This is a genomic window from Sporosarcina sp. Y838, assembly GCF_056786515.1.
Genome location: NZ_JBXCJD010000009.1, coordinates 1 through 25,004 on the forward strand (window position 1 = coordinate 1; position 25,004 = coordinate 25,004).

The window sequence follows — 25,004 nt, forward strand, 5'->3', positions numbered from 1 at the left end:
TTTCACAACCATCAACTTAAACTCATCGCTATATTTAGCCATAATAAAACACCCCAAAGGTTAGATTTTGACTCTAACTTTTGGGGTGCACAACAATTCCTGGCGTTTTTAATTTTGATAGGCAGAGCTTTTATAATCGGGGTACTGTCATTCGGGAATTGGCAAGTACATTGTCGCGATTTCAGAAATTGCTTCTGCAGTCGCCGGCATTAGTGGGTAGTAACCATTTTTAACCATATACTGCCAAATATCATAAGCATGACGATTACTATTCATGAAAGCATTCTCTAAAAAATGTCTTAAATCAGGATTCGCGCACTCGAGGGTCGCCGCTCCGTAATTTTTGGCTGAGCTTTTTTGATTGAGTAAATAGGCAGCGGCGATTTCCCGGTCGTTGTGGGTTTGAATGGATGTTCTCGGTTGTTCCGGTTGAAGCGGGACGGGTGCTTTTGTGAAATCCTGGAGTGTCGGATTTAAATCATCGGGCCTGAACTTACTGATATCTGGCGTTGTCTCGCTTTGCACAAACTCCACTTTCAAATTATAGTCTTTTACATGTTGCGGAAAGTGACGAGTCAATAGTTCTTTTAGTTCTGGATCTTTGGCCTGGTTAATAAATCCGCTCATACATGTAACAGTGTTGAAGCATCCTAAAATCAATTCACTTAACTCGAATAACTCATGTGATGCCAATTTCATTCTTTTTCCTCCTCGAATCTCATTCTCCGCACGACATTATCCTTTGCAATAAGGGCAAGTATATACGGTTTTTAAAAAAGGGTAATACTAGAAATTGCTTTTATATTAGTAATCCAGAAAATTTACTTTTACTGGTATAAAAAGTGCGGATTGCACCACAATAGGGACGATTCAGAGTAATTAGGAGGCGAAGTTGTGGACAATAATCTATCTTATGGGGCCGATTACAAACTAATCCCAGTAACATCGGTAGAAAGTGGAACTGGAAAAGAGGTCCTTCCGGATTTGTACAGTCATACTGTTCAAATCGTAAATATTAGTTTGGTTGGGCTTCCTGACGCGAATGATTTCGTGTTAATTGATGCAGGCATGCCCCACTCCGCGAATGAAATCTTCTCTGTTATTGAAGAACGTTTTGGTAAAGATAGTCGACCCAAGGCAATTATTTTAACCCATGGTCATTTTGATCACGTCGGTGCGATTATAGAATTAGTCCAACGCTGGGGTGTGACCGTTTACGCCCATGAATTGGAAATTCCTTTCCTGACGGGTAAAACGAGTTATCCCAAGCCGGATCCGACCGTAGAAGGCGGTATGGTTGCTAAAATGTCGCCCACGTTCCCAGTTGAGCCAATTAATTTAGGGAATCATGTATTGCCATTACCTGAAGACGGTAGTGTTCCTTACATGCCAGGCTTTCGTTGGATTCATACGCCAGGACACTCATTGGGGCATGTGTCACTGTTTAGAGAAGAGGATAGAGCTTTAATTGTCGGTGATGCCTTTGTTACGGTTAAACAGGAATATCTTTATAAAGTGTTAACGCAAGAGCAGGAAATTAGCGGTCCTCCCAGGTATCTGACGACAGATTGGAAAGCCGCCAGGGAATCAGTGGAAAAACTGGAAGGCTTAAAACCTGCTGTTGCAGTAACGGGACATGGGTTACCGATGGCTGGCGACTTGTTGGCGGACAATTTACGGAAGCTTGTAGAAGAGTTTGACCGTATCGCGATACCTGACTATGGAAAATATGTTGATAAAAATCTTTAGTGACTCAACCTGGCTTACCTTAGAAATAGCCTATAAGTATTGGAATAATTCAATTCAGATTGGAGGTACGTAACTGGTGAAAACGATTACAGCACTGATAATTAAATTTATAATGATTACAGTTGTGTTATGGATTGTTTTGGGGCTTTATGGTGTTTCATTTGGAGATATTATGCTCACAAGTGTTTTAGTGACAGGTGTTTCATTTCTCGGAGACATGTTTATATTGCCCCGTATTAAAAATATAGGTGCCACAATAGCCGATTTTATTTTGGCGCTCGTTATGATCTGGTTGGTGGGTATCTATTTTTACGAACAGCCCATCCAATTAGGCATGGCGGCTTTACTATCCGCGATTATTATTGCTGCGGGGGAATTTGTATTTCATAAATATTTACTAAATCAGGTTCTCACTGATGACAAAGTGGCTCCTGAAAAAAATGATATTTCTTACCAAAAAGGTAATATGCAGACTGAATTTGGATCGGAAGTTGATATCAAGAAGCCAGAAGAGGATAAGCCGACAGACAAGAATCATAAACAAAGACCGAAAAAACGGAGAAAGAAAAATCCTTATTAAATTGGCTCCTCATGATGAAAACACCAGAATTCCAAAAGGGTCTGGTGTTTTTTCGATTTTATCGAATTATCTTTGATGATCTCATCTCACAAAACCATCCCCCTCCACTTCCAAAAAGTAAAGTAGAATACAACGATTGCCACTATATAAAGAGGCATAAGGGTGGCACTAATTTTAATCAACTGTTTGGCATCAAGGGAGACATCCCCCTCCTCAAAGAAAAGAAGGAGTGCTTTCGAACTGACGGGAAATGTGACATAGTAATTCATACCAATCAAACTTAGGGAAACATTGTAACCGGATTGACTCCGATTGTTTCACTGAATAGTAACAAACCTGAGATAAATACGACTGCACCTGTATCAACAAGCACTTTGCCCTGCAAACGGCACTCCCCATAAGAACCATTGGATGTAGGAAATGGATTGGCTCGACGTGCTTTCAAGCAAGCCGATACCGATCAGATGCGATCCCGCAGCAATTAAATTGGCGGATGTGCTCATTAATATAATGACAGGCGCAAATCATCAAACTGCTTATTGCCTATTGAATTTCAAAACACAACATGTTAGGGTGTAATAAGAGTTCGAGACACTACATATAGTATTTAACGATGGAATGGTACCGATATTGGTTTAAAAGGGAATCCGGAAAATCCGGAGCTGTCCCCGCAACTGTAAGCGCAGACGACCGCCGAAAGAGCCACTGTGGAGAAATTACATGGGAAGGCTGGGCAGGGAGAGTGAAGCGTGAGCCAGGAGACCTGCCTTCCATCGTCAAGCGACACTTTCTTCGGGGGTTGAGAGGTGGAAGCGAACGGGATACCGTCCGTCTACCTTCTATACTCGGAGATTAGTAGCGTGTGGTCCCATTCTGTTTCCTATAAAAAACCCATGAGCGATGGCTCTACCGAAAAGGTGGAGCTATCGTTTTTTTGTTTATACAATCATGAGAGGAGACAATAATGATGACAACTAAAGTGATGAGAACCGATATGGACAGGCTACTTGATGAGTTACAAAATGAGTTTGGAAGAGAGGAATTATGGCCATTGCTTATCGCAAGTGAGCGATGGTACCTGAAATACCCTGAGGGGGCTGCATCGGAATGGGCCAAGGCAATGACGTTAGAATCACTGAGCAATATGGACGAGGCATCGTCGTATTGGACGTTCGTAGCTGCACGAATTCATCTGCGTGATGTCTACAACCGTCAGGAACTGCGACGGGGGGCAAAGGTCTACACAGACTTCGCAGGACATGTTGCCCGGCTTGTCGATAAAGGGTTATATACTTCTACGTTAACGCAGAAATATTCAAAAGAAGATCTCATCATTCTGGGTAATCTCATTGAACCGAAACGGGATAAATTATTTACATATATCGGATTAAAAACGCTTATGGACCGATATGCGGCTGTTGATTTTAATAAACAATCAGTTGAACTTCCCCAGGAGCGTTGGCTTATTATTGCGATGACACTGATGCAGGATGAGATGGAGAACCGGCTCGAAAAAGTTGCTGAATCGTATTGGGCTATGAGCAATTTGTATATGACAGTTGCCACACCGACATTGTCGAATGCCGGTAAACCACATGGTCAATTATCGAGTTGTTTCATCGATTCAGTCGATGATTCTTTGCAAGGTATCTACGACAGTAATACGGACATTGCTAACTTGTCTAAATATGGCGGTGGCATCGGTGTATATATGGGGAAGGTTCGGAGTCGTGGTTCTTCTATCCGCGGATTTAAAGGTGCTTCGAGCGGTGTACTTCCATGGATTAAACAGTTGAACAACACAGCCGTTAGCGTAGATCAATTGGGTCAACGGCAAGGTGCTATCGCTGTCTATCTCGATGTTTGGCACAAAGACATCTTCACGTTCCTAGATCTTAAACTAAATAATGGGGATGAACGGTTGCGTGCGCATGATATTTTCACGGGTGTCTGTCTCCCTGATATCTATATGGAACAAGTCGATGCGCGGGGAGAGTGGCATCTGTTCGATCCGCATGAAGTTCGAACAATCATGGGGTATTCCCTTGAGGACTTCTACGACGAAAAAAGAGGTACAGGCTCATTCCGTGAGAAATACGAAGAGTGCGTCAATCATCCTGAACTGAGTCGAGAAATCGTACCGGCCATCGATCTTATGAAACGAATTATGCGCAGTCAATTGGAAACAGGAACGCCGTACATGTTTTACCGCGATGAAGTAAACCGCGCGAATGCGAACAAGCATGAAGGCATGATTTATTCATCGAATCTTTGTACAGAGATTACTCAAAATATGAGCCCAACTCAATTTGAGTCTGTCACGCTCGAAGACGATATCGTTGTTACGCGTTCCAAACCGGGCGATTTCGTCGTATGTAACTTATCGTCCATCAACCTTGGACGAGCGGTTCCGGCGAGCGTTTTGGAAAGACTCATTACAATCCAAGTGCGCATGCTTGATAACGTCATCGATCTTAACAAAATACCAGTTGTCCAAGTGCAGCGAACGAACGCGCGTTACCGTGGAATCGGTCTCGGTACATTTGGCTGGCATCATTTACTTGCCTTGCAAAACATTCAATGGGAATCAAACGAAGCTGTGGATTACGCAGATAAACTATATGAGAAAATCGCCTTTTTGACGATAAAAGCTTCGATGGAACTGGCTACAGAAAAGGGATCCTACCCGTTATATGAGGGGTCGGACTGGCAGTCAGGAGTCTATTTCGAAAATAAGAAATACGATACGAGGGAATGGCGCGAACTCCGCATTGATGTTGCAACAAATGGTATGCGAAATGGTTACTTGATGGCAATTGCACCAAATAGCTCGACGTCCATCATTGCCGGATCAACTGCTTCAATCGATCCCGTATTCAAACCGTTTTATCATGAGGAAAAGAAAGATTACAAGCTTCCGGTCGTTGCACCTGACCTTAACCACAATACGTACGATGTGTACCGCCGCTCCGCGTATATCGTCGATCAGCGCTGGTCAATCAAACAAAACGCCGCAAGACAGCGCCATATTGACCAAGCAATTTCTTTCAACATCTATGTTCCAAATACAATTCGTGCGTCTGTTCTTCTCGAACTTCATTTACAGGCTTGGAAGTCTGGCATGAAAACAACGTATTATACGCGTTCAACAGCGACGGATATCGAAGAGTGTGAATGGTGTCATTCTTAATCGTTTACGCTACGTGGAGCGGGAATACACAGGAAGTCGCCGAATTAATCCAGGAAACGTTGGCCACTGAAAATCTTGAAGTGACAATGCATCGAATCGGTGGGGGAGTCATTCCGAACCCCAGTGATTTTGATGCGATGCTCCTCGGATCATTCACGTGGGAACAGGGCGCAACGCCTAACGAAGTAAAAGACTTTGTAGCTGACGTGGGTTATAAACCCGATAATGTCTATGTCTTTGGAACGGGTGATACCCAATTCGGCGGCGATGCACTATTTTGCCATGCGGCAGTAAAGTTGGCACGATTTTATGGATCTACATTTAACCCCCTCAAAATCGAGCAAAGTCCGCGCGGTGTACAAGAGGAAAAAGTAATTGAATGGTCGAAGGGAGTCCTGGAACATTGGAAAAACTTAAACGGGTAAAGGTATTGGAACCAATGCATCCCAATAAATCAACAGCTATTTTCGGTGGAAAAGCAAGCGGTATGCTCAACTGGAATGACCTTGCACATCCCCATTTCTATACATTAAGGCAACAAATTCGTTCGCTATTCTGGACAGCGAATGAAGTCGATTTGACGCAAGACGTAAAGCAGTTTTCGACACTGACAAAGCCGGAACAAGATGCATTTCTCAAAATCATTGGCTTACTTGCGACACTTGACGGCCCGCAGACGACAATCGCTTTGAAAATGGCGGATTTCACAACCGATCCTTCCGTCAAATCAATCATGGCGACAATTGCCGATCAGGAAAGTGAACACAATCATTCGTACGCTTACGTATTGTCCTCAGTGACTACGTTAAATAAACAGATGGCTTCATTTGAAATGGGCCGCTCAGACGAAGTATTATTGAAGCGCAATGAGCGCATCGTCGAAGTATACAACGATTTCGCAGAGCATCCGACGATTGAATCGGCATTGAAAGCAATGGTCTATACGACATTACTTGAAGGGTTGTTTTTCTACAGTGGATTCGCATTCTTCTACAATCTCGCGCGCAATCAAAAAATGGTTGGCACATCGACAATGATTTCATACATCAATCGTGATGAACTGCAGCATGGTAAAGCCATCAGCGACATATTTCGTGCGGCACTTGCGGAGAACCCAGTACAAAATACAGATGAATTCACGGCGTGGATTTACGACCAGTTCAAGCACTCAGTCGAGCAGGAAGTCATTTGGAGTCGTTATGTATTAGCAGATATCGAAGGAATCGACCTTGTGGAAATGGAAGGGTATGTGAAATACCGGGCAAACAAAATGCTACGTATGCTTGGTCTCAGTGAAATCTATCCTGACTTCACCGATAATCCGATGAAGTGGATTCGGGCATATGTCGATAGTTTTGACGACACCAAAACAGACTTCTTTGAACAAACTTCACGACAATACGTTAAAACCAGTGATTTGAATGGGTTTGATGATTTGTAATTAAACAAGGTAGGTGTCTATTGATTAACCATTAACTAGCTTAAAACACCGGCGAGTAGGGCTTGAAAACCGCCATTTTCAGTGGATTATTTCCGGCCCGCTTTCGGCGAATTAATCACACCACTTTTACCGGGGGACAAGTGTGGCTAGAATTGACTCCGTCACTTCTAGCCACACTTTTTTCGGTTATCCTGTTGTGATTAATCGCCTGTCGCGCACCTACAATATTCAAGTGAAAAATGCAGTTGCTTTGGAAGAAAAAAATAGACAACTATCTATAAAAAGTGTAAGTGCCCGAAGATGAAATTTCGGGCACTCTAGCACGTTACACATTGTATTCTCTGCTTTGCTTAATAAGATAGTGGCACTTTCTTAAAATACAAATAGGGATACGATAATAGAAGGCTCAAGCGGTCAAAATTGTATCTTTGACCGCTACTCTCCAGGTAAGAAGCGAGCTATTCTTTCGTCCCAAAAAGCTTCAGCACTGTCTTGTACTGTGTCTTTGGAGAGCGACGGATGAACAAATACCATAAGATTACCGAAAAAATAAGTAGGGATGCGACGAAGTCGCATCCCTACTTACTTAAGACATTTCGATAATGGTATAGAAGTTGTTTAATTCAAAGCAAACTAAAACAACTATACACGTAGTGCCCAGTATGTGATCAAGTAACTTATTTCTCCGTTTTTTTATTAAATACAGCTTCATCCACTGACCAAAGCTTGCTTCCGTTTACAGCTAAAAATATCGCAATTACTAAAAATGCAAGGTCGAGTTCGTAGCCAGCCATTTCCGGAGTACCTAAGAATCCAATGGCGAGTTTAGATTTCAGTATTGCTCCAACCATGATTAAAGCGAGCAGTGCAGAAACAATTCTTGTTCCAAGTCCTAAAATGAGTGCAGCACCACCTACCAATTCAACCGAAGCAACAACATACGCTAAAAATCCTGGAATGCCGATACTATCAAACCAACCAACAGTATTTTCGATTCCACCTTGGAATTTAACAAATCCGTGTACAAAGAAGCTTATTCCCAAAACAATTCTTAGCAAAAATGTAGTTAAACTTAATTTATTCATCTTTATTTCCCCCTAATTTTTCTTTTCTTTATTTATTGGATATATTATTGAACCATGCTGTGAAATCATTGAAGTTTTCGTTGGAAACTGTATGACCTTCGGGATATTTACTGAATGTTGAAGTGGCTCCATTTTGACTGTAAAATGCTTCGGCATCAACGCCCCATTCAAACGGAAGAACTTGATCATGCTCGCCGTGAGAGATGAATGCTGAGACTCCATCAAGTGATTGAATGTCATACTCTTCTTTTACGAAAGCAGGAATATAACCGCTAAGCGCAATAATTCCTTTTATACGGTTTCCAAGCTTCAATCCAAGAGTCATGGACAAGATTGCACCTTGACTGAAGCCCATGAAAAAGACCTCACGTGCATCGATTGGGTAGTTTTCTACCGCGTATTCGATGAAGTTTTCAAGTTTATTTACAGCACCGTCAAATGCGTCTCTATGTGGATTCCCGAATCCTTGAATAGTGAAAAATGCATTACCTGGCGGCTGTTGGAGAGGACCCCTTATACTAAAAACAAACAGGTCTTTTTCTATCCCGGAAACGAGAGGCATCATATTTTTTTCATTACTTCCCATACCGTGCAATAAGAAAATGACTGGATATTTCTTTCCATGTTCAATATTCTCAGGGGTACGAAGCTGATAAATTAGCTGATTTTCCATATTATCAAACCCTCCATTTTATATTCTCTTGAAAATAATATATTCATATAAGTGAACATAGAATTTAAAAAAATAGTAAACTTCGCTTTTCAATTGACTTCCGACGGTAAAACGATTTATTGCTATTTGTTTTGTATCGGAATATCTATTGACTAATTAACCATGCGCGCCACATCACGCTTACATTGTTCAATTGATTCATCGTCTCTTACCACTACCAAAGTTAAGTGTGTTGCCAGAACCTATTTCTCCCTTCACCAACAATAAGTATTCTTGTATGGATATTTGTATTTTATAACATAACATCGTTTCACGGAAAACGTCAACAATTTTGTGTTACTATTAGGAATATAAATCAATACTTTTGGAGGGATGGACGTGGAAATCGGCTCAAAAATACGGGATATACGTAAGCGAAAGAAAATAACAATCGCGCAAATGAGCGAACAAATTGACCTGTCAAAAGGGTTTATCAGTAACATCGAAAACGACAATACCTCGCCCTCCCTTAACACTTTGCAAGCAATTGCTAATTACCTAGAAGTACCGCTGCCCTATTTGCTTCTTGAAAAAAAGCAGCATATGAAAGTCGTAAGAAAAACAGATCGAGTGTATACAACTTTTAACGACATTAAGATAGAACATCTTACTTCCCAAAGCGGTTTGCGGGTGATGCACGTTGAACTACCGCCAGGTGCATCGACCGGAGATGCGATTGCCCACGAAGGTGAAGAGAGTCATGTCGTCCTAAAGGGCACAGTACTTGCTGAACAAGGCGAAGACTCGGTTATTGCGAAAGAGGGTGACTCATTCAGCTGGAATGCTTGTGTGCCCCACTTTGTTAAAAATATAGGTGAAAAAGAGGCTATCCTGCTGATTGCTGTTTATTCCGAGGATAATAATTTATAAGATGAAAAAATGAGGGCTGTCCTAGCTTTGTTCTAGGGAAAGCTCTTTTCGCTCTAATGTAAAAAGATACGTCTGAATATGTCCATCTCGAAAACAACAACTCATTCGACCGTGTCGGAGCTGCGCTGTAATTTAACTTTACTGAAGCGAGATTGATTGAAGTAAAAAAACCTACCTTTTTCTCAAAGGTGGGTTTTTAGCGTGGAACGGTTTAGCGAAGTCCGTTATGATTATAAAAATAGATATGAAGGGGTATGGGATAGCATGAAACGTCTTACATTCCTAATTACAATGCTACTTACACTCAACCTTGGTTCGTGCTCCAACTCAGATGCCGGTATAAAAACGGAAATCCTTGTGGCTGCCGCTTCAAGCATGACACCTGCGTTAACGGATATTGCCGCCAAATTCGAAGAGACCAATAAAGATATTAAAGTTACGTTTACTTTTGGATCTTCGGGAAAACTTGCCCAGCAGATAAAAGGCGGTGCGCCTGTCGATGTTTACATTTCTGCGAACAGTACAGACATGGATATACTTGAGAAAGCAGATAAAATTGAACCAAACACGCGTGCAACAATCACAAAAAATACGTTGGTTGTAATTCAGCAAAAAGGTGGAGTGCATTCACTGGTGAATGCGGAGAATCCGTTAATGACTGAAGAGACCCACTTTGCTATAGGTAACCCGGATACAGTCCCAGCTGGAATCTATGCAAAGGAAGCGCTTGTGGAAATGGGAGAATGGGAAGGTCTTGAACCAACTTTAGTCTTTGGCAAAGACGTACGCCAAGTACTAACGTTTGTCGAAACAGGAAACGCCGAGAGGGGCATTGTCTTTACAAGTGACGCCAAGTCGTCTGATAGAGTAGAAGTTATCTTGGAAATTAATCCGGAATTGCATTCTTCTGCTGATTACCCGGGCGCAATTGTGGCGTCTACAGAACAGCCGGAAGCTGCACATGCCTTTCTCGACTACATGAAGACACAGAAGGTCCAAGAGGTCCTGACTGACTACGGATTTACAAACTAAAAGGGGGACAATGCCAATGGAAGACATCAGTTACGGGCCACTCATACTCTCTATCAAAGTCGCGGCCATCGCAACAATCATCGTCTTTCTCGTGGGTACGTTCCTCGCACACACATTTGCCAAGAAAAACTTCTTTGGAAAGACCATCATTGAAGCATTCTTCCTATTGCCACTTGTATTACCGCCGACTGTCGTTGGATTCGGACTTCTAATCCTTTTCGGTAAAGAGCAGCTTCTAGGGAAATGGTTGTATGAATACGCAAATATACAAATTGTTTTCTCGTGGATAGGGGCCGTTATTGCTTCAACTATTGTCGCATTTCCACTCATGTATCAAAGTGCATCGGCGGCATTTAAACAAGTCGATGGGAAGCTAGAAGCCGCAGCTCATACACTAGGTGCTTCGAAATGGCGCGTTTTTCGAACGATTACGTTTCCGCTTGCATGGCCGGGTTTGCTAGCGGGGGTCGTTTTAACGTTCGCCAGGGCGCTCGGTGAGTTTGGGGCAACACTTATGATAGCGGGTTATATTCCAGGACTGACAGACACCATCCCAATGGCAATCTACTTTGCGGTTGAAGCTGGGGACATGAATACGGCGACATTTTGGGTAATTATCATCATTACACTAGGGTTTAGCGCAATACTTTGGCTTAGCTGGTGGTCGAACCGCAATTTACGCCGATTCACTGTGAAAAGGAAAGGGAGGACTTCTCGAAATGCTTGACGCACATCTCGTCAAAAAACTGCCCGATTTTACAATTAATGTAGAACTTAAAACCGCTAAAGGCGAAGTGGGTGTTTTATTTGGACCATCGGGTTCTGGAAAAACGACTTGTCTCGATATGATTGCAGGTCTCGTTCATCCCGATTCGGGTTATATTCGTATGAGGGATAACACTTATTTTTCAGCAGCTGAAAAGTCTCGCCGAACTGAAAAACGCAACGTCGGATATGTCATGCAGGACTATGCTTTATTCCCTCATATGACGACAGAGAAGAATGTTCAATACGGCATGAAGTCTACGGGGAAAACTGAAAAAGCGCTACTGCTTCTTGAACGATTCGGAATCCATCATCTGCGAAACGCGTACCCTCATGAAATGTCTGGCGGCGAGAAACAACGAACCGCAATCGCCCGGGCACTTGCGACGGAACCTGATATCCTTCTTCTGGATGAACCACTGTCTGCCCTTGACGATAAGGCGCGTCATGACGCTCTTAAAGTCATTACAGATATTCAAGGTGAATTGAATATCCCAATTATTATGGTGACGCATAATTTGATGGAGGCAGAGAAAGTCGCAACGCATATATATCGATTCGAAAAAGGTCGCTTAATCTAGTCCGCTTTGGACAGAGTAAGCGGCTTTTATTTGAAGATAGAAACAAAAGCTAGCTCCAGGCGCTTTAACCTTTTCTTTTATGAGGGTATTCCCCACATGGCGCAACTCGCCAATCACGACGAATATCGAACGGCGGGTTCCGTTCAGAACATTAACGGGAAGGCAGCATTTCTATATTGACCATGAGTTATTCCTGAATTACGGGAAAGGTCTGCCTGTTTTCAAACCGGCACTTCCGCCCACGTACGCCAGGTAAGAAGAGTCAAATGGCTCTTCCAAGACCGACGGGTGAAAATTTGTACCGTTGAATTATGTAGGAAGAAGCTATATCCTGTATAGAAGGAACCATGAAAACTAATGAACGAAAAAAGGAAGTTTTGCCTTTTTTCTATATAGGGAGAAATAGGAATGGATGAACCATTAAGATTTAATTACCAGCAAGAAATAGAGCGGTTACAATCATTTTTCGGTTTCGACTTTGTCGCTCTTTCACTAGTTGAGACAGCGGAAATGCGTTTCGCCCATAAATGGAAATACGTAACAGGTAATCACAGCAGCCGCTATAGACGTATCACTTTGCAAACAGGAAAAGGCGTTGCCGGGCATGTTTTTAAATCAGGAAAACCACTTTTTGTTCACGATGTAGACGTCGAACTTGATTCAATGGATCTGTTTAACTATCCGCTAATTGTTTCAGAAGACATAAAAAGTTTCGGAGCGATACCTCTTTATAAATACAATCGCGTCAACGGTGTGTTACTTGTAGCTTATCGAGAGAAAAAAAAGATGACTGCAGAAGAATTTTTAGAATTTATAAATCATGTCGGTCTGAGATTCGGTCCGTATTATAATGAGGAGATGGTAAAACAGTGATGCGTTTCGGGAGTTTTCAGTTGACAGACTTGTTAATGAAAATGTACGACAATTCAGCTGAGGCCATCTTCTTTTTTGACTCAGCTGGAAAAATAATTGACATGAATAGTGCAGCCAAACTTATTATAGGCGCGGAAGTACTGGATGGAATGATTGCGGGAGATGTAAAATCAATTTGCGCGACATGCAAAGGCTATACGAGTGAAACGGAACTTCAGACATGCCTATCCTGCTATTTGGTAAGCCCACAAAATGATTTCAGCTCATTTCAAGTTTACCTGGATACGCAAGGCAAAGGAATAACTCCGTACACGGCAAGTTACCAAACCATTGATGAAGAAAATGGAATCCGTGTCTTTATGTTGAGAGATTTGACGAAGCAGTACAAGACGCAAGAAACGCTTAACCAGAAAACCATGATGAAAAGTATCATTAAAGCGCAAGAAGATGAACGCAAGAGGTTGTCAAGAGAATTACATGATAGCGTAGCTCAGGAAATGTTAAGCTCCCTTGTTGATTTGCGTGTGTTGAAGTACATGAATGTCGATCCAGAGGTACTCAAAAAAATTCAACAAACGGAAGGTTCATTGATGCGTTTGCTGGATGAAATTCGTCACTTGTCCGTTGAGTTACGACCTGCTACTTTAGATGACCTTGGCCTTGAAGCAGCTTTTAGAACACATTTTAAATGGGTGGAGAAAAATTATGGTTTAATCGTACATTTTACTGCTGAACTTGAAGCTAAAAGATATGAGGGTGAAATTGAGACAGTTGTCTATCGGATTTGTCAGGAGTCAGTTCTAAATGCGCTTAAATATGCAGGAACGGACGAAGTTTTCGTTCGACTGTTTGAATCTTCAGGACATCTGAAATTGAGTGTGTACGATAAAGGGACAGGATTTGATAGAAATAAAATCACCCCAAGTGGTACGGGTCTTGGTCTTTATGGTATGAAAGAACGCGCAGAACTGGTGAATGGCCAATTCGTTATTAAATCAATTATTGGCAAAGGTACTTCAGTACGTTTGGAAATCCCACTAATCGCAACTGAAGAAGAGGTGGAAAGTAAATGAAAATAATTATTGCAGATGACCATGCCGTCGTTCGTAGTGGATTTATGCATATTCTGAATTATCAAAGTGATATGGAAGTCGTTGCCACTGCCGCAGACGGTCTAGAAGCATATGCATTAGTCGCAAAGCACCGCCCAGATGTTTTGTTGCTGGATTTAAGCATGCCTCCTGGAGAGAGCGGACTAATTGCTACCGGTAAAATTAATGAAGATTTTCCTGAAACAAAAATTCTGATTCTGACAATGCATGATGATGAAGAGTATTTATTTCATGTGTTGAAAAATGGGGCATCGGGTTATGTTCTAAAAAATGCGCCCGATGGTGAGTTACTTGCCGCGATACGTACAGTTTACGCGGGGGATACGTTTATTCATCCTGCTATGGCCACTTCACTTGTCCGTGAGTTTGTTAAACATGGCACGGAAGTGGTAGAAGATGATCCCTTCAAGATTTTAACAAAACGTGAAATTGAGGTTCTCCCGCTTGCAGCGAAAGGTTTTGGAAATAAAGAAATTGCGGAGAAACTATATATTTCTGTTAAGACTGTTGAAGCACATAAAGCTAGAATAATGGAAAAACTTCAGTTGAAAAGCAGACCTGAGCTCGTTGAATATGCGCTACGTAAAAAACTATTAAACTTTTAGTAGAAAGGCGTGTTTCAAATTGCTGAGGCTCAAAAGTTTAAATTCGACTTATCGGCTCTACGCGTGTTAGAAAATGAACATCACTATCTAGCGTATTTAATGAGCGGCTTGCATACAATTGTTCTGGCTTTTGAGCGGGATATCTATACCGCCAAAGAAGGTCACGTAGCGCTAGTGTCACTTCGAAAACTCATCATTGATTTCATCGAACCATTAAAGAATCATACAGACAAAGAAGAGGAATTTTTGTTTCCGATGCTTGCACAATACGTTGGCTCGGAACAGGGACCGATCAATGCAACGTCCTTGTCATTTGACTCTATTATATGGATCGACTTAGCCTGTCTGCGGAAGTCTTCAATTCGACGGGTCAAGGGATTGTTGTAACGGATGCGTCGGGAACAATTCAATCAGTGAATCCTGCTTTTACGAAGCTAACAGGATATACCGAAGAAGAAGTAGTCGGAAGAAATCCGAATATGTACAGTTCAGGTAAACACACGAAAGAATTCTACACATCGATGTGGGGTCAAATTGGCCAAGATGGTTTATGGTAAGGTGAAATATGGATTAAACGCAAAAATGGCGAGGAATACCTAGAACACCTGTCCATTAGTGCAGTGAAAGACGGTTCAGGAGATATAACCCGTTACGTTGGAACATTCAGTGATATAACGCCGAGAGGCTAAGAGGGCATCCGGTCGTTGAGAACGGTAGCCCTCGCTTCAATTTGTAGGAGGAGTAGACATTGGGAAATCGCTATTCAAGACAAACGTTGTTTAGGCCAATTGGGGAAATTGGGCAGGATAAGTTAAGTTCTTCCCACGTCGTTGTCATTGGGTGTGGAGCTTTAGGTTCAGCTATTTCAGAGACCCTTGTCCGAGGAGGAGTGCGAAAACTGACGATTGCAGATCGGGATTATGTAGAACCGTCAAACTTGCAAAGACAACAGCTGTTTACTGAGCAAGATGCGCGGGACGGTATACCGAAAGTGATTGCTGCTGAAGCTCGGTTAAAAATGATTCGAGAAGACATTGACATTGTAACAGTGCTTGATCATGTAGATGGACCTATTATGGAACAAATTATCGCTGACGCTGACTTAATCATGGATGCGACGGATAACTTTGAAACACGTCTGCTAATAAATGATATCGCATGGAAAAATAATATTCCTTGGATTTACGGGGCTTGTGTTGGTAGTTCAGGTACGGTATTCCCATTTGTTCCCGGTCAATCCGCATGTTTCCGCTGCTTATTGCCAGTCTTGCCGTCAGTTAACGAAACCTGCGACACGTCGGGAATTATTGCACCTGCAGTGCAAATTACAGCTGCACATCAAAGTGCAGAGGCACTGAAATGGTTAACAGGGAATATAGATGCAATGCGCAAGAAGCTATTCCATTTCGATGTGTGGAACAATACTCATGTAGAAGCAGGGATTTCCCGTATGCGAAACGAAGTATGTGAGACATGCGGAAATACGCCGACGTATCCAGCGCTACATCGTGCAGGAGGAACCGGATACGCGGTATTATGCGGTCGTGATACGGTCCAGATTATACCTGAAACAGGTCGTTCATTGACGTTAGTAGATGGAGAAATAGTTGCTAAACGTCTGGGGAAACCCTATAAAATGACTCCTTTTTTTGTGGAATTTAGCGCTGAGGGCTATCGTTGTATATTGTTCAAGAATGGGCGCTTGTTAATTCACGGATTGAAGGACATGATGATAGGTCGTAAATTATACCATCAACTTTTTGGGTAAATCGGAGGAATGGGCTTGTCGCACTTAAGTGAAACTGAAAAAGAGAAAAAACTAGTTTTTTGTGTCTTGACGACGAGTGATACACGTAATGTGTCGAATGATCGAAGTGGTTGGACAATTCGTCAAAAGCTTGAATCCGCAGGACATTATGTATTTGAATCGTGGATATGTCAAGACGATTCAACGGAAATTGAATCTATTGTCGAAGAATGGTTGAGGAATCCTAACGTAAATGCAATTATTTCAACAGGCGGTACGGGCATTGGTTTCCGTGATGTCACAATCGAAACTGTATCGCCCTATTTTACGAAAAAAATAGATGGTTTCGGCGAGTTGTTCCGTTATTTGAGCTATACGGAGGATGTCGGATCGAAGGCGTTGTTAAGCAGGGCGGCAGCAGGTGTAGTAAAAGAAAAGGCGTTTTTCGCACTTCCTGGATCCGTGAAAGCAGTGGAACTTGCAATGGACAAGCTAATTTTGCCTGAGATTCACCATGTAGTGCATGAACTTACAAAACATTTAAATGACTGAGTCAATTTCAAAATAGGAGATTTAGTATAAAATCCGAACAAGGTTGATTTACACTCCAGGCGGACGCTTTCCGCGGGCACGGCTTCAATCTCCTCGTCACTGCGTTCCTGCGGGGCTTTCAGCTCGCGCTTTTCCCGCTGGAGTCGCCGCCTTCCGTTACAATCAACGGAAATCCACGTAAACGAATAGTCGATTACGAGATTTCATTAATATTAGAGTCTTCAATCAAAATGAACAATTATGAAATTAGTTCGACTGACAATAAAAAAGCTCACCTGAAGTGAGCCTTAGAGCTAATTACAATTGTCTTTCATAATCGCCATTTTTTCCGCCAGTTTTACGCAAAAGCATTGTCGGGCCAATGACCATTTCTTTGCCGGCCGCTTTGCACATGTCGTAAATAGTGAGTGCAGCAGCGGAGGCAGCAGTCAGTGCTTCCATTTCAACACCGGTTACGCCTTTTGTCTTTACTTCAGCTTCGATGAGTACTTCATAATGAGCGGCTACTTCATCGATGTTCCACTCAAACTGGATATTAACACCGGTCAAAGGGATTGGGTGACACATAGGAATGATGGAAGAAGTACTTTTTGCTGCCATGATTGCCGCGACTTGAGCGACAGCGAAAACATCGCCTTTTTTGTTTGTACCTTCAGAGATTTGGGAGTGGATTTTTTCATTAACAATGATGGATGATTTGGCGATAGCTGTCCTTGTGGTTTCTACTTTATAAGAAACATCAACCATCTTTGCACGTCCTTGTTCGTTGAAATGTGTGAGCTCTGACAATGGAGTCATTCCTTTCGAGAATACATAATAAAATTAGTATAGCAGAAGGGGAGGGAAATATATGGTGGAAATGAGAAAGCCGATTCAAGTATCGGAAGCTATCGCACTTGTCATGGAGAACAAACACGTAACAAAAACAGAGATGATTCCGCTTGAGCATACATATGGAAGAATACTAGCCGAACCGGTTATTGCAAAACACGATGTACCCTCATTCAATAGATCACCGTATGATGGATTTGCGGTCCGTGCTTCGGATACGGTGGGTGCATCGGGAGAGAATCGCATCAAGTTCACAGTGATAGGTGAAATAGGCGCAGGGCATGTAGCGGCTCGGGGAATCGGTCGCGGAGAAGCGTATAGAATCATGACAGGTGCTCCGATTCCGGATAACGCAGATGCTGTTATTATGTTGGAACAAACGATTGAAGGACAGGATAGTTTCACCATACGAAAACCATTCAGCCGAGACGAAAATGTTTCCTTTAAAGGCGAGGACTCCAAGAAAGGTGAGCGTCTTGTGGAAGCGGGAGCGTTCATCCATCCGGGTACGATAGCACTTCTGGCAACGTTCGGTTATGCAGAAGTCAAAGTCGCGAAACGTCCCAACGTGGGCATACTGTCGACAGGCACGGAGCTGCTGGAAGTTTCCGGTGAACTTGTACCGGGGAAAATTCGTAACTCGAACGGACCGATGATTGCAGCACAACTTACACGTATGGGAATTAGCTACAAATCATATGGCATGCAAGAAGATGATCTAGATGCGTGCACTGAAATCGTTGAAAAAGCGCTCATTGAAACTGATTTATTAATTACGACAGGCGGTGTTTCTGTTGGTGATTATGATTATTTACCCGCAATCTACGAACGATTGGGAGCTAGGGTTTTATTTAACAAAGTTGCGATGCGTCCGGGAAGTGTAACGACGGTAGCCGTTCTTGGTGAAAAGCTATTATTCGGTCTATCGGGAAATCCGTCCGCTTGTTTCACAGGATTTGAATTGTTCGCTAGACCCGCCATTCTTGGTATGCAAGGTGCCAACACGCCTTATATGCCGCGCATGCAAGCGAAATTAGGAGAAGATTTCGCAAAGCCAAACCCTTTTACCCGCTTCATTCGTGCATTCTGGGAAATGACGACGGAAGGTTTAGTTGCAGTACCCGCAGGTTTTAATAAATCCAATGCGGTATCATCGATTGCCCGGGGGAATTGCTTAATCGTACTTTCAAGCGGGACGCGCGGTTACACAGCGGGAACTCAAGTTGATATTTTGTTGCTAGGATCTGAACAAGGGGTTGGTGAGTGGGTATTATGAAGACACTCCAAGTTGTTGGTTATAAAAATAGCGGAAAAACGACACTTACATCGAGATGGATTTGTTTATTGAAAAACAATGGCTTTTCAGTCGCCGTATTAAAGCATCATGGCCACGGTGGACAGCCTGCCATGCCAAATCCATCGACAGATACGATGCAGTTTTTTGGGAGTGGAGCAGACGTTTCAGTTGTTGCAGGTGGGGGTGCGGTTCAAATACTGTTGAATGAAGAGCCTGAATTCACCGAACTTAAGATGCTGGCCGCAATCAACAAACCGGATATTTTACTCATCGAAGGGTATAAGAATGAACAAGGAGAGAAAGTAGTCCTTCTTAGAGATGCTTTGGATTGGGCGTCGTTAAGCGAATTGGATGGTATTCAGCTTGTTATCGGGTGTCCAGAAATTACAGTAGATAGTTCGCATATTGAATCCGCGCTGGATGTTGAACAGCTCGATTCGTGGTTACTTAACTGGATTGAAAAGGAGGATTGTGATGAAACCGTTTGAAATTGTTGAAACACCGATTGAACCGCAAAAGTACTCCGATTACGTTCTCCATGCCGGTGCTGGAGCTGTCACTGTGTTCACAGGGCATGTGCGGGAATGGACACACGGAGTCCGTACATTATATTTGTCATACGAGGCGTACGTTCCGATGGCGGAAAAAAAACTGGCGGAAATCGGGGCGGAAATGGAAGCGAAATGGCCTGGCGTGAAAGCGGCAATCGCCCATAGGATTGGGGAGATGCATATTTCGGATATTGCTGTCGTCATTGCGGTGTCTTCACCGCATCGTAAAGCGGCCTATGAAGCGAATGAATATGCGATTGAACGCATCAAGGAAGTCGTACCCATCTGGAAAAAGGAAATCTGGGAAGACGGGGAAGAATGGATTGGTGGTCAGAAGAAATATCCGGAAAAGGGGATTGAGTAGATATGATCAAAGTGAGTTATTTTGCGAGGTTGCGTGAACTTACTGGCAAGCCTGAAGAAACAATCAATCGTGAATCAATGACTGTCCGCGAGCTGCTGGACTGGGCGGAAACAGCGTATCCAGGTTTTGGAAAAGATACGGTACATGTTGCAGTGAATGAGGAGTATGCCTTAAAAGAAGATGTTATCCAGTCGGGCGATATATGTGCATTCATTCCACCGGTGAGCGGGGGATGACGAAGACGGTTGGCATCGTCCTTGCAGGTGGACAATCAAGGCGCTTCGGTTCTCCGAAAGCGTTCGCCAAACTGGGAGAGCAGTATTTTTATGAAAGAGCGAAGGATGCTCTGGAGACAATCTGTGACGAGGTCATTGTCGTGACGCAACAGAATCTTTTAGAGCGTTTTCCGGTAGACGTTGAAGTTATTATCGATCAACCTGAGTATGCAGGACTCGGTCCGCTTGCAGGGATCCTGTCCGTGATGGAATCCGTGGAAGCGGACCGCTATGCGGTGTTGCCGTGCGATATGCCGTGTATAGATAGCCAGGTCATGTTAAAGTTGGTGGAACACCACGACAAAGGGGTTACTGGGGTTGTTTCGGATGGACGGTATCACCCGCTTGTATCCATTTGGGATAAGCAATTAAAACGGGCAGTGAAGAAGTCTTTGGAAAACGGTCAACTGAGTGTTATGAAGTTACTGACTCATAGCGATGTTATGTGGATAAATGGAAGTGTATTGACCGACGATGAAAAGCGAATGTTTACAAATGTGAATACACCGGAAGCCCTGGAAAGGGGATGAAGTTTTGGAAGCGATTCTAGATAAGCTCGGACGACCGATTCGGGATCTTCGGATATCCGTGACTGATCGATGTAATTTCAGATGTGCCTACTGTATGCCGAAAGAAGTTTTTGGTGATGATTATGTGTTTCTTCCGAAAAACGAACTTCTTTCCTTTGAAGAAATTGAGCGACTCGCGAGATTGTTTGCTTCACTTGGCGTGAAAAAGCTTCGCTTGACAGGTGGCGAACCGCTTATGCGACGTGATCTGCCGAAATTGGTTGAAAAACTGATGAAAATCAAAGGGATTGAGGATATCGGGTTAACGACGAACGGCGTGTTGCTCAAACAATACGCCCAGCCCCTTTATGAAGCTGGTCTTCGAAGGTTGAACATGAGCCTCGACGCACTTGACTCAGATGTTTTTGGGAAACTGAATGGTCGAGGGTTTAAACCGGAACTAATCCTTTCGAATATTGATTATGCGCAAAAGATTGGCTTTGAAATCAAAGTGAATATGGTTGTTCAAAAAGGCGTCAATGAAGGCGAAATCCTACCAATGGCCGCTTATTTTAAAGAGCGGGGTATTACGCTGCGATTCATCGAATTCATGGACGTCGGCAATGATAATGGATGGAGCTTCGAAAAGGTCGTCACGAAAAAAGAGATTTATGACATGATTTCTGCCATCCACGATATTGAACCGGCGGAAGAGGATTATTATGGTGAAGTTGCGAAGAGGTATAGATACTTGGATAATGGGGCGCAAGTCGGTTTCATAACTTCTGTTTCGGAGTCGTTTTGTTCTACATGCACACGTTCTAGGCTGTCATCGGACGGAAAATTGTATACGTGTTTGTTTGCGTCGGAAGGATTCGATGTAAGGGAATTGATCCGCAGTGGAATGACAGATGCAGAATTGCTCGATGCCATCACAAGAGTGTGGGAACGTCGCGGCGATCGTTATTCGGATGAACGCACTGAACAAACAGCGAAAAACCGGAAGAAAATCGGGATGAGTTATATAGGTGGGTGAGAAGGACAATATGTGTCGGGCGTTGTTTAGTACACTAGAAACGTTGCTTCCTCCATTAAAAAGTAAAAGCGGGTTACCTTATCTCCAAGGTAATCCGCTTTTGAAATTTAAGTTCTTTATTACCCTTCATCTTCCACAACAACTGACCGTCCTTTGAGTTTCAATAACATTGGAATGACAAGCCATAATGCAGCTACAATGATGAAAATAAGTGATAGCGGCTTTGTGAAGAAGATGCTGAATTCACCGTTTGAAATGGTGAGTGCCCGTCGCATATTATTTTCAATCATCGGTCCCAGAACAAGCGCTAAAACTAGTGGAGCTACCGGATAATCATTTTTCGATAGTAAATAACCAGCTATACCACAACCAAGCAACAAGTATAAATCGAATGTCGTATACTGTACGGCGTATACTCCGAAAAATGAGATTGCAATGATGATTGGTAATAAATATTTCTTAGGTGTTTGAATGACTTTTGCAAACACACGAACGAGTGGCATATTCAGTACCAACAGCATCAAGTTGCCGATAAACATACTTGCAATGAGTCCCCATGCGATATCCGGGTGCTCGTCAAAGAGAAGAGGACCTGGCTGAATATTATACATAATTAGTGCACCCATTAATATAGCTGTAGTGCCGGAACCCGGGATTCCTAATGTTAGTAAAGGAATCATTGCACCGCCGGAAGCTGCATTATTTGCTGATTCTGGACCGGCTACTCCAGCAATGTTACCTTTCCCGAAACTCTCGGGATTTTTACTGAACTTCTTCTCCGTTATATAGGAGAAGAAAGATGCGAGTGTTGCACCGGCACCTGGAAGTACTCCGATGAAAAAACCGAGTAGAGAACCGCGTACAATAGGAACAGCGCTGTCTTTCATATCTTGTTTGGTCGGAAGGATGCGGTTAATTTTTGCAATCGCTCCGTCCTCTTCATCACGCTCCAATACCGTCTTGAATACTTCGCCGAGCGCAAACAATCCGACAGCAATTGTTAAGAATTCCAATCCTGAAAAGAGAATCGGTTGATTGTATGTAAAGCGGGCAATTCCTGAAACTGCGTCAATGCCGATTGTTCCGAGCATAAGACCAAAAACGGTCATCATTAACGCTTTCGTCATCGACTTTCCGGCGAGTCCGCTTACCGCAGCCAAACCCAATAGCATTAAGGAAAAGTATTCTGCAGGGCCGAACTTGATGGCGACGTTGGAAAGCGGTTGGGCAAGTAGTACAAGGCCAATCAGCGAAATGATTCCGGCGCAAAATGAGCCGATTGCTGAGATAGCCAGAGCTGCACCGGCACGTCCTTGCCTAGCCATTTGATAACCGTCGAGCGTCGTGACGACAGACGAAGATTCACCGGGGGTGTTCAATAAAATTGATGTCGTGGAACCCCCATACATTGCTCCGTAATAGACGCCGGCCAGTAAAATAATTGAACTGGCAGCCGCGGCCTCAGTCGGCATTCCTGAAGTAATTGTTGCTGTAACGGGGATGAGGAGGGCGACTCCGCTCATCGGTCCGATGCCGGGTAACACCCCGACTGCCGTACCGATTATGACCCCGACGAATGCGAATAATAGATTATGCCATTGAAAAGCTACACTGAAACCATCGGCTAAAAACTGTAAGGTGCTCATAGTTTAACTCCCTTCACGCTAAAATACAGGAAATCCTGGCAATGACCCACCAAGAAGTTTTGCGAACAAATAATAAATTCCAAATGAAAATGCCGCTGCAATGATGAAGGAGGGGAGTAATCGGCCACGTTCCATTGTTTGGAAAGAAATAAGTAAAAACAAGAACGTTGAGATGACGTATCCGACCTTTTCCAATAGAAATGCATACAAAACCGCGCTTACAATGATAATAAGGAATTTCTTGTATTGAAGCTTCATTCCAGCTGTCTTTTCGGTTTTGTGTTTAAATGTTTCGTATAGCAATCGGAGACTTAAAAGAATTAGAATAACGCCAAGCCACATTGGAAAAATTTTAGGTCCAACTGATGAACCATACGCACTGTCCGAAATTCTCTGGCTTTCGATTACAAATAAAAGGCCAATCAGTAAAAAAGCGATGCTGCTGTATCGATCGAATGTTTTACTCATAGTCTTTGACACCTCCTTAAAAGAAAAGGCGGCTGCTGAAGCCGCCCGAATAATGTTATTTTTGCATTCCGAGTGCTGTTAACAATTCCACTATAACTTTGTCCTGTTCTTCCAAATAAGTCGTGAAGTCATCAGCATTTCGGTATTCACTTTCCCAACCATTCTTCTCGAGTTCCTCTTTCCATTCATCTGTTTCCACCATCTCAGCTAGTTTTTTAGACCAATAATCAGTAGCTGTTGCAGACATTTCTTTTGGACCGAAAATGCCGCGCCAAATTGTGAATTCGGCGTCAATCCCTTCTTCTTTAAAAGTAGGAACTTCAGTTAATTCACCGCTAAGACGTTCTGAGGAACTGACAGCAAGGACACGGACATCACCGGATTTCATATACGCGCCTATCGTTGAGGCATCAGTAGCGATAACGTCTGCATTTCCGCCTAGTAACGCTGCGACAGCCTCTCCGCCGCCATCGTATGATACATATTTCACTGTTTTTGGATTAATTCCATATTCAAATGCTGGTAAAATACCGACAAGATGATCCATCGATCCAGGAGCGGATCCGCCGGCAAGTGTAACCGATTTTGGATCTTTTTTGATAGCTTCCAACACATCTTTCAACGATTTAAACTCTGAGTCTGCCTTGACGACGATTGCTCCATAGTCACGTGTCAGCTGTGCCAAAGGCGTTGTATCTTTATAGCCGTAAGGACTGTTACCTTCAGCTTTATTGTTATTGATCAAAATTGGTGGAGATTTTACAAGAAGAACGTGATCATTTTTCGCTTCTTTAGTTGCGAATTCCGCCATATAAACAACACCGCCGCCGCCTGGTTTGTTTTCAACTACTATGGACTTATCGATTAGCTTGGTTTCGCTCATCGTTTTTGAAATTGCTCTGGCAGTTAAGTCCCATCCACCGCCTGCACCGGATGGAGCGACAATTGTTATATTACTTTCCGGATACTTAGATGTAGCGCTTTCAACTTTCCCTTCAGATTCTCCCGAAGAACATGCAGCTAGGCTGAGTGCCAATATACTTGCCAAGGCAACTGTTATTAATTTTTTTCCCATCCTCTAAAAATCCCCCTTTAAATTAAAATTGGTGATAGCGCTTTCATTCGCTATCACC

At 43.0% G+C, this 25,004-nt stretch carries 30 protein-coding genes, 1 pseudogene and 1 riboswitch; of the genes and pseudogenes, 24 read left to right on the forward strand and 7 right to left on the reverse strand.

Annotated features, from left to right (window positions below; translation table 11 throughout):
* Positions 1-147: 147 nt before the first annotated feature.
* Positions 148-699, reverse strand: a complete 552-nt coding sequence (locus tag AC1TO4_RS12685; RefSeq protein ID WP_482105630.1) for a spore coat protein — start codon at positions 697-699, stop codon at positions 148-150.
* 195 nt (positions 700-894) lie between these two features.
* Here AC1TO4_RS12685 and AC1TO4_RS12690 point away from each other — a divergent pair, with 195 nt between their 5' ends.
* From AC1TO4_RS12690 to AC1TO4_RS12720, 7 genes are all read left to right on the forward strand, one after another.
* Positions 895-1,749, forward strand: a complete 855-nt coding sequence (locus AC1TO4_RS12690; RefSeq protein ID WP_482105631.1) for an MBL fold metallo-hydrolase — start codon at positions 895-897, stop codon at positions 1,747-1,749.
* Between the two features lie 76 nt (positions 1,750-1,825).
* A complete protein-coding gene (locus AC1TO4_RS12695; protein ID WP_482105632.1) occupies positions 1,826-2,329 on the forward strand; it encodes a YndM family protein in 504 nt (167 codons plus the stop codon).
* Between the two features lie 420 nt (positions 2,330-2,749).
* Entirely contained in the window at positions 2,750-2,908 is a 159-nt protein-coding gene (locus AC1TO4_RS12700; RefSeq protein WP_482105633.1) for a hypothetical protein, read from the forward strand.
* A gap of 22 nt (positions 2,909-2,930) precedes the next feature.
* Positions 2,931-3,114: riboswitch (cobalamin riboswitch) on the forward strand.
* A gap of 182 nt (positions 3,115-3,296) precedes the next feature.
* Positions 3,297-5,519 carry a ribonucleoside-diphosphate reductase subunit alpha gene (locus AC1TO4_RS12705; protein WP_482105634.1) on the forward strand — a complete coding sequence of 741 codons (2,223 nt, stop codon included), beginning with the start codon at positions 3,297-3,299 and terminating at the stop codon, positions 5,517-5,519.
* Positions 5,504-5,944 (forward strand): flavodoxin, encoded by a 441-nt coding sequence (locus AC1TO4_RS12710; protein WP_482101253.1) that lies wholly within the window; start codon positions 5,504-5,506, stop codon positions 5,942-5,944. Before AC1TO4_RS12705 ends, AC1TO4_RS12710 begins: the two co-directional genes overlap by 16 nt.
* Positions 5,899-6,960 carry a ribonucleotide-diphosphate reductase subunit beta gene (locus AC1TO4_RS12715; RefSeq protein ID WP_482105635.1) on the forward strand — a complete coding sequence of 354 codons (1,062 nt, stop codon included), beginning with the start codon at positions 5,899-5,901 and terminating at the stop codon, positions 6,958-6,960. The genes AC1TO4_RS12710 and AC1TO4_RS12715 overlap by 46 nt, the downstream gene beginning before the upstream one ends.
* Before the next feature lie 142 nt (positions 6,961-7,102).
* Positions 7,103-7,264, forward strand: coding sequence for a hypothetical protein (locus tag AC1TO4_RS12720; protein ID WP_482101251.1), 162 nt, complete (start codon positions 7,103-7,105; stop codon positions 7,262-7,264).
* A gap of 373 nt (positions 7,265-7,637) precedes the next feature.
* Here the strand turns inward: AC1TO4_RS12720 and AC1TO4_RS12725 are convergent, their stop codons facing one another.
* Complete coding sequence (locus AC1TO4_RS12725) at positions 7,638-8,045, reverse strand: DoxX family protein (RefSeq protein WP_482101250.1); 408 nt, start codon at positions 8,043-8,045, stop codon at positions 7,638-7,640.
* Between the two features lie 28 nt (positions 8,046-8,073).
* Positions 8,074-8,718, reverse strand: a complete 645-nt coding sequence (locus tag AC1TO4_RS12730; protein ID WP_482105636.1) for an alpha/beta hydrolase — start codon at positions 8,716-8,718, stop codon at positions 8,074-8,076.
* Positions 8,719-9,096: 378 nt separating this feature from the next.
* On the opposite strand from AC1TO4_RS12730, the gene AC1TO4_RS12735 reads away from it, so the two are divergent.
* From AC1TO4_RS12735 to AC1TO4_RS12785, 11 genes and pseudogenes are all read left to right on the forward strand, one after another.
* Positions 9,097-9,627, forward strand: a complete 531-nt coding sequence (locus tag AC1TO4_RS12735) for a helix-turn-helix domain-containing protein (protein ID WP_482105637.1) — start codon at positions 9,097-9,099, stop codon at positions 9,625-9,627.
* A 201-nt stretch (positions 9,628-9,828) separates the two neighbouring features.
* Complete coding sequence (modA, locus tag AC1TO4_RS12740) at positions 9,829-10,659, forward strand: molybdate ABC transporter substrate-binding protein (protein ID WP_482105638.1); 831 nt, start codon at positions 9,829-9,831, stop codon at positions 10,657-10,659.
* Between the two features lie 16 nt (positions 10,660-10,675).
* Positions 10,676-11,386, forward strand: a complete 711-nt coding sequence (gene modB, locus AC1TO4_RS12745; protein WP_482105639.1) for a molybdate ABC transporter permease subunit — start codon at positions 10,676-10,678, stop codon at positions 11,384-11,386.
* Positions 11,379-12,005: an ATP-binding cassette domain-containing protein gene (locus AC1TO4_RS12750; protein WP_482105640.1), complete on the forward strand. Its 627-nt coding sequence runs from the start codon at positions 11,379-11,381 to the stop codon at positions 12,003-12,005. The genes modB and AC1TO4_RS12750 overlap by 8 nt, the downstream gene beginning before the upstream one ends.
* A 408-nt stretch (positions 12,006-12,413) precedes the next feature.
* On the forward strand, positions 12,414-12,878 hold the full coding sequence (locus AC1TO4_RS12755; RefSeq protein WP_482105641.1) for a GAF domain-containing protein: 465 nt from the start codon (positions 12,414-12,416) through the stop codon (positions 12,876-12,878).
* Entirely contained in the window at positions 12,878-13,951 is a 1,074-nt protein-coding gene (locus AC1TO4_RS12760) for a sensor histidine kinase (RefSeq protein ID WP_482105694.1), read from the forward strand. The genes AC1TO4_RS12755 and AC1TO4_RS12760 overlap by 1 nt, the downstream gene beginning before the upstream one ends.
* On the forward strand, positions 13,948-14,595 hold the full coding sequence (locus AC1TO4_RS12765) for a response regulator (RefSeq protein WP_482105642.1): 648 nt from the start codon (positions 13,948-13,950) through the stop codon (positions 14,593-14,595). Before AC1TO4_RS12760 ends, AC1TO4_RS12765 begins: the two co-directional genes overlap by 4 nt.
* Positions 14,596-14,658: 63 nt before the next feature.
* Positions 14,659-14,982: a hypothetical protein gene (locus AC1TO4_RS12770; RefSeq protein WP_482105695.1), complete on the forward strand. Its 324-nt coding sequence runs from the start codon at positions 14,659-14,661 to the stop codon at positions 14,980-14,982.
* Positions 14,922-15,284 (forward strand): annotated as a pseudogene (locus AC1TO4_RS12775) (PAS domain-containing protein). Before AC1TO4_RS12770 ends, AC1TO4_RS12775 begins: the two are co-directional and overlap by 61 nt.
* Before the next feature lie 59 nt (positions 15,285-15,343).
* Complete coding sequence (locus AC1TO4_RS12780; RefSeq protein ID WP_482105643.1) at positions 15,344-16,363, forward strand: ThiF family adenylyltransferase; 1,020 nt, start codon at positions 15,344-15,346, stop codon at positions 16,361-16,363.
* A 9-nt stretch (positions 16,364-16,372) separates the two neighbouring features.
* Positions 16,373-16,894 (forward strand): MogA/MoaB family molybdenum cofactor biosynthesis protein, encoded by a 522-nt coding sequence (locus AC1TO4_RS12785; protein ID WP_482105644.1) that lies wholly within the window; start codon positions 16,373-16,375, stop codon positions 16,892-16,894.
* 297 nt (positions 16,895-17,191) lie between these two features.
* On the opposite strand, the gene moaC is transcribed toward AC1TO4_RS12785, so the two are convergent.
* Positions 17,192-17,683 (reverse strand): cyclic pyranopterin monophosphate synthase MoaC, encoded by a 492-nt coding sequence (moaC, locus tag AC1TO4_RS12790; RefSeq protein ID WP_482105645.1) that lies wholly within the window; start codon positions 17,681-17,683, stop codon positions 17,192-17,194.
* A gap of 61 nt (positions 17,684-17,744) precedes the next feature.
* On the opposite strand from moaC, the gene AC1TO4_RS12795 reads away from it, so the two are divergent.
* The 6 genes from AC1TO4_RS12795 to moaA are packed head-to-tail and all read left to right on the forward strand — an operon-like array spanning position 17,745 to position 21,757.
* On the forward strand, positions 17,745-19,001 hold the full coding sequence (locus AC1TO4_RS12795; protein WP_482105646.1) for a molybdopterin molybdotransferase MoeA: 1,257 nt from the start codon (positions 17,745-17,747) through the stop codon (positions 18,999-19,001).
* Positions 18,998-19,510 carry a molybdopterin-guanine dinucleotide biosynthesis protein B gene (mobB, locus tag AC1TO4_RS12800; RefSeq protein WP_482105696.1) on the forward strand — a complete coding sequence of 171 codons (513 nt, stop codon included), beginning with the start codon at positions 18,998-19,000 and terminating at the stop codon, positions 19,508-19,510. The genes AC1TO4_RS12795 and mobB overlap by 4 nt, the downstream gene beginning before the upstream one ends.
* The gene (locus tag AC1TO4_RS12805) at positions 19,497-19,937 is read left to right on the forward strand and encodes a molybdenum cofactor biosynthesis protein MoaE (RefSeq protein WP_482101237.1); all 441 of its coding nucleotides are present in this window, start codon (positions 19,497-19,499) and stop codon (positions 19,935-19,937) included. The genes mobB and AC1TO4_RS12805 overlap by 14 nt, the downstream gene beginning before the upstream one ends.
* Positions 19,938-19,939: 2 nt before the next feature.
* On the forward strand, positions 19,940-20,173 hold the full coding sequence (gene moaD / locus AC1TO4_RS12810; RefSeq protein WP_482105647.1) for a molybdopterin converting factor subunit 1: 234 nt from the start codon (positions 19,940-19,942) through the stop codon (positions 20,171-20,173).
* Entirely contained in the window at positions 20,170-20,742 is a 573-nt protein-coding gene (gene mobA, locus AC1TO4_RS12815; RefSeq protein WP_482105648.1) for a molybdenum cofactor guanylyltransferase, read from the forward strand. Before moaD ends, mobA begins: the two co-directional genes overlap by 4 nt.
* A gap of 4 nt (positions 20,743-20,746) precedes the next feature.
* A complete protein-coding gene (gene moaA, locus AC1TO4_RS12820; protein ID WP_482105649.1) occupies positions 20,747-21,757 on the forward strand; it encodes a GTP 3',8-cyclase MoaA in 1,011 nt (336 codons plus the stop codon).
* 119 nt (positions 21,758-21,876) lie between these two features.
* Here moaA and AC1TO4_RS12825 read toward each other — a convergent pair whose 3' ends face one another.
* From AC1TO4_RS12825 to AC1TO4_RS12835, 3 genes are read right to left on the reverse strand one after another with little or no spacing between them, the layout of a single operon-like run.
* Positions 21,877-23,403 (reverse strand): tripartite tricarboxylate transporter permease, encoded by a 1,527-nt coding sequence (locus AC1TO4_RS12825; protein WP_482105650.1) that lies wholly within the window; start codon positions 23,401-23,403, stop codon positions 21,877-21,879.
* 18 nt (positions 23,404-23,421) lie between these two features.
* Positions 23,422-23,871: a tripartite tricarboxylate transporter TctB family protein gene (locus tag AC1TO4_RS12830; protein ID WP_482105651.1), complete on the reverse strand. Its 450-nt coding sequence runs from the start codon at positions 23,869-23,871 to the stop codon at positions 23,422-23,424.
* A 55-nt stretch (positions 23,872-23,926) separates the two neighbouring features.
* The gene (locus AC1TO4_RS12835; protein ID WP_482105652.1) at positions 23,927-24,946 is read right to left on the reverse strand and encodes a Bug family tripartite tricarboxylate transporter substrate binding protein; all 1,020 of its coding nucleotides are present in this window, start codon (positions 24,944-24,946) and stop codon (positions 23,927-23,929) included.
* Positions 24,947-25,004: the final 58 nt, after the last annotated feature.